Consider the following 4261-nt stretch of genomic DNA (forward strand, 5'->3'; position numbering starts at 1 on the left):
CGCACCGCGCCGGCTGCGAGGCGGCGCGCGCCACGCTGCGGCGGCTGTGGGAGGGCGTGGGCGCCATGGGCAGCCTGCTGTGGGGCGTGCCGCTGGCCTCCAGCCCCTTCATGGGCATGATGACCCAGTGGCTCTCGCCCTACCAGACGAACCCGCTGGACATCAACCCGCTGCGCCGGCTGCTGGAGCGCGAGGTGGACTTCGACGTGCTGAGCGCCGCGCGCCACCCCCCGCGTCTTCGTGTGCGCCACCAACGTGCGCACCGGGCGCGGCGAGATCTTCTCCGGCAAGGCCCTGAGCGCCGATGCCGTCATGGCCTCGGCCTGCCTGCCCCTCCTGTTCAAGGCGGTGCAGATCGGCGACCAGCACTACTGGGACGGCGGCTACTCCGGCAACCCCGCCCTGTACCCGCTGATCTACAACACCGAGTGCAGCGACGTCCTGCTGGTGCAGATCAACCCCATCGAGCATGCCGAAGTGCCCGACACCGCCTCCGAGATCATGGAGCGCATGAACGAGGTCACCTTCAACGCCAGCCTGCTGGGCGAGATGCGCGCCATCGAGTTCGTGCGGCGCCTGCTGGCCGAGGGCAAGCTGGATGCGCGGCGCTACAAGAGCGTGCGCATGCACCGTATCGACGGCGGCTCGCTGCTGGCGGGCTTTGGCGCCTCCAGCAAGACGCGGGCGGACCTGCCGTTCATCCGCCAGCTGTTCGAGCTGGGCCGCACCGCGGGGCAGGGCTGGATCCAGGCCCACCAGGCCGACGTCGGCGTGCGTCCCACGGTGAACATGGCCGACAATGCCTGACCCGGCGCCTCCAGCCAGGCCCCGTTTTTCCAGTTCCACCCCATCCCCCATCCATGCAGCACGATCCGAACTGCCTTTTCTGCAAGATCATCGCGGGCCAGATTCCCTCCAGGAAGGTGTACGAGGACGAAGACATCTTCGCCTTCCACGACATCCACCCCTGGGCGCCCGTGCATTTTTTGATGGTGCCCAAGGAGCATGTGCACTCCATGGCCGGCGTGACCGAGGCCCATGCCGGTGTGCTGGGCCGCATGATGGCGCTGGCCCCGCGCCTGGCGCTGGAGCAGGGCTGCAATCCCTATCCCGAAGGCGGTTTCCGCATCGTGGTGAACACGGGCGCCGAGGGCGGCCAGGAAGTGCACCACCTGCACGTGCACGTGATGGGCGGCCCGCGGCCCTGGCTCAAGGGCTGAACCGGCGGCCGCCGGGAAGGGCCGTGGAGCCCGGGCGGCCGCAGGGATATGAACTTCCCCGTCATGCGGCGGGTCTAGAATGGTCCGTATTCGTTAGGAGATTGACATGGGTTCGTTTTCCATCTGGCACTGGCTGATCGTGCTGCTGATCGTGGTGATGGTGTTCGGCACGAAGAAGCTCAAGAACATGGGCTCCGACCTGGGCGGCGCCGTCAAGGGGTTCAAGGACGGCATGAAGGACGGCTCCGCGAGCGACGTGCCGCCAGCCACGCCCCCCGCAGGGCAGGTCGTCAACCACACCGCCGCCGACCCCAAGGGCACCACCATCGACGTCGAAGCCAAGCACAAGGGCTAATGCCCTGCCGGCCCTGCTTCCATGATTGATATTGGCCTGTCCAAAATGGCGCTGATCGGCGCCGTGGCGCTGATCGTCATCGGCCCCGAGAAGCTGCCACGCGTGGCGCGCACCGTCGGCACGCTGCTGGGCAAGGCGCAGCGCTACGTGGCCGACGTGAAGTCCGAGGTCAACCGTTCCATGGAGCTGGACGAGCTGCGCAAGATGAAGGAAACGATGGAAGGTGCCGCACGCGACGTGCACCAGAGCATCCACACCAGCGCCAGCGACTTCGAAAAAGACTGGAACAACGACTTTTCCGGCACCGCGTCCGGCACGGGCACCGATACCGGTGTGCCGTACGACGCGGCCGGCGACGCCAGCGTGGTGCCCGCGTACAAGCACCCCGGCAAGAACTGGCGCCTCAAGCGGGGCGCCACGCCGCAGTGGTACAAAGCCCGCAGCGGCGTGCGCACCAAGGCCCAGTCGGGCGCGGCGCGCGTGGCCCGCTTTCGGCCCCAGAAATTCCATTGATGGCTGCGCACCCCGCGCAGCCACCCGCGCGGGTGCAATGCCCGCCCCTCCTGCACCATGTCCGAAACCCCCACTAAAGAAGACGAGCTGGCCGGCACCGAGCAGCCGTTCGTGCAGCACCTCATGGAGCTGCGCGACCGCCTGGTCAAGGCGCTGATCGCCATCGGCATCGCCGCGGGCATCCTGTTCCTGTACCCCGGCCCGGGCGCGCTCTACGACCTGCTGGCCGCGCCCCTGGTGGCGCACCTGCCCAAGGGCGCCACGCTGATCGCAACCTCGGTGATCTCGCCGTTCATGGTGCCGCTCAAGATTTTGCTGATGTCGGCCTTCCTGCTGGCACTGCCCGTGGTGCTGTGGCAGGTGTGGGCCTTCGTGGCGCCGGGCCTGTATTCGCACGAGAAGAAGCTGGTGCTGCCGCTGGTGGTCTCCAGCACGCTGCTGTTCCTGGTGGGCGTGGCGTTCTGCTACTTCTTCGTGTTCGGGCAGGTGTTCGCCTTCATCCAGGGCTTCGCGCCCAAGAGCATCACCGCCGCGCCTGACATCGAGGCGTACCTGAGCTTCGTACTCACCATGTTCCTCGCGTTCGGCCTGTCGTTCGAGGTGCCGATCGTCGTGATCGTGCTGGCGCGCATGGGGCTGGTCAGCGTGGAAAAGCTCAAGGGCTTTCGCGGCTATTTCATCGTGCTGGCCTTCATCATCGCCGCCGTGGTCACCCCTCCCGACGTGGTGTCCCAGCTGGCCCTGGCCGTGCCGATGTGCCTGCTCTACGAACTGGGCATCTGGGCGGCGCAGCTCTTCATCCGCCACACCAAGGCGCCCGAGGACGAACAGGCGCAGGAACCGACCTGACATTGGGGGCTGGGCAACGCCTGCGCGGCGTGCCTTGCCCTTGCGCGCTGCCGTCCGGTCGCATCGCCGATGGCAGGGCGTGATCGGGTGATCGATTCTTCATGGCGGCGCTGATGCTGCGCCAGGGGTTGCCTGCAGTGCGCTCCACGGCTTGCTCGATGGCCTGATCCGCGCCGGACGTTCACGTCGCCGGCCCGCCGTCAAGACCACGGCGCCACCCCTGGGCCGCCCGCAAGGCCCCATGCATCGCCCACCCGTTTCAATCGTGTCCCGCGGCGAATGAATCCCCCCGGGACAACGCCGCCTCAGCGCTGTGGCTGAGGTGCCCGCTGCGGCCGGGGCCGGGTTCCGGGCACCACCTCCAGCTCCACCCGCGAATCGCCGCGCTGCAGCTGGAACGTGGCGGGCGTGCCGGGCTTGAGCGAGGCCACGGCGGTGAGCAGGGCGGAGACGCTGGCAGTTGGCTTGTCCTGCACCTGCACGATCACGTCGCCTGGGCGCATGCCGGCACGGGCGGCGGGGCCGTCCTGCAGCACGCCGGTGATGATCACGCCCTCGGAGGCCTTCACGCCGAAGGTCTGCGCCAGTTCGGGCGACAGCTCGTTCGGCTCCACGCCGATCCAGCCGCGCGTGACCTGCCCGTCCTTCACGATGCCGTCCAGCACCAGCTTGGCGGTGGACACGGGAATGGCGAAGCCGATGCCCATGCTGCCGCCCGAGCGCGAGTAGATGGCGGTGTTGATGCCCATCAGGTTGCCGTTCACGTCCACCAGCGCGCCGCCCGAATTGCCCGGGTTGATGGCCGCGTCGGTCTGGATGAAGTTTTCGAACGTGTTGATGCCCAGCTGGCTGCGGCCCAGCGCGCTCACGATGCCGCTGGTGACCGTCTGCCCCACGCCGAACGGGTTGCCGATGGCCAGCACATGGTCGCCCACGGCGAGCTGGTCGGAGTTGCCCAGCACGATCACGGGCAGCTTGTCCAGCTGCACCTTCAGGATGGCCAGGTCGGTGTCCGGGTCGGTGCCGATCACGGTGGCGCGCGTGCGGCGGCTGTCGGTCAGGGTGACCTCGATCTCGTCCGCGCCCTCGACCACGTGGTTGTTGGTGAGGATGTAGCCGTCCGGGCTGATGATCACGCCGCTGCCCAGGCCGGTCTGCGCCTGTTGGGTGCCCTGGTCGCCGAAGAAGAACTGGAACCACGGGTCGTTGCTGCGCGGGTGGCGAACGGCGGCCTTGCTGGTGTTGATGCTGACCACTGCCGGCGCGGCCTTGCGTGCCGCGGCGGCGAAGCTGCCGGGGGCGGGGGGCGCGGCCGGGGTGCTGG

At 68.2% G+C, this 4261-nt stretch carries 5 protein-coding genes and 1 pseudogene; 5 read left to right on the forward strand and 1 reads right to left on the reverse strand.

All coding sequences use genetic code 11. The features are described 5' to 3' along the window. From AC27IO_RS21175 to tatC, 5 genes and pseudogenes are all read left to right on the forward strand, one after another. A pseudogene (locus AC27IO_RS21175) lies at positions 1 to 807 on the forward strand (patatin-like phospholipase family protein); the annotation flags it as partial. 53 nt (positions 808 to 860) lie between these two features. Further along, a complete protein-coding gene (locus AC27IO_RS21180) occupies positions 861 to 1220 on the forward strand; it encodes a histidine triad nucleotide-binding protein (RefSeq protein WP_284405146.1) in 360 nt (119 codons plus the stop codon). A gap of 106 nt (positions 1221 to 1326) precedes the next feature. Continuing rightward, a complete protein-coding gene (tatA, locus tag AC27IO_RS21185; protein ID WP_284396782.1) occupies positions 1327 to 1575 on the forward strand; it encodes a Sec-independent protein translocase subunit TatA in 249 nt (82 codons plus the stop codon). A gap of 21 nt (positions 1576 to 1596) precedes the next feature. Continuing rightward, positions 1597 to 2088, forward strand: a complete 492-nt coding sequence (gene tatB, locus AC27IO_RS21190) for a Sec-independent protein translocase protein TatB (RefSeq protein ID WP_284396785.1) — start codon at positions 1597 to 1599, stop codon at positions 2086 to 2088. A 57-nt stretch (positions 2089 to 2145) separates the two neighbouring features. Further along, a complete protein-coding gene (gene tatC / locus AC27IO_RS21195; RefSeq protein WP_272567636.1) occupies positions 2146 to 2937 on the forward strand; it encodes a twin-arginine translocase subunit TatC in 792 nt (263 codons plus the stop codon). Between the two features lie 305 nt (positions 2938 to 3242). Here the strand turns inward: tatC and AC27IO_RS21200 are convergent. Continuing rightward, a partial coding sequence (locus AC27IO_RS21200; RefSeq protein ID WP_498740612.1) for a S1C family serine protease occupies positions 3243 to 4261 on the reverse strand: 1019 nt, incomplete at its 5' end.

The sequence above is a fragment of the Acidovorax sp. KNOB132 genome (genome assembly GCF_057541515.1).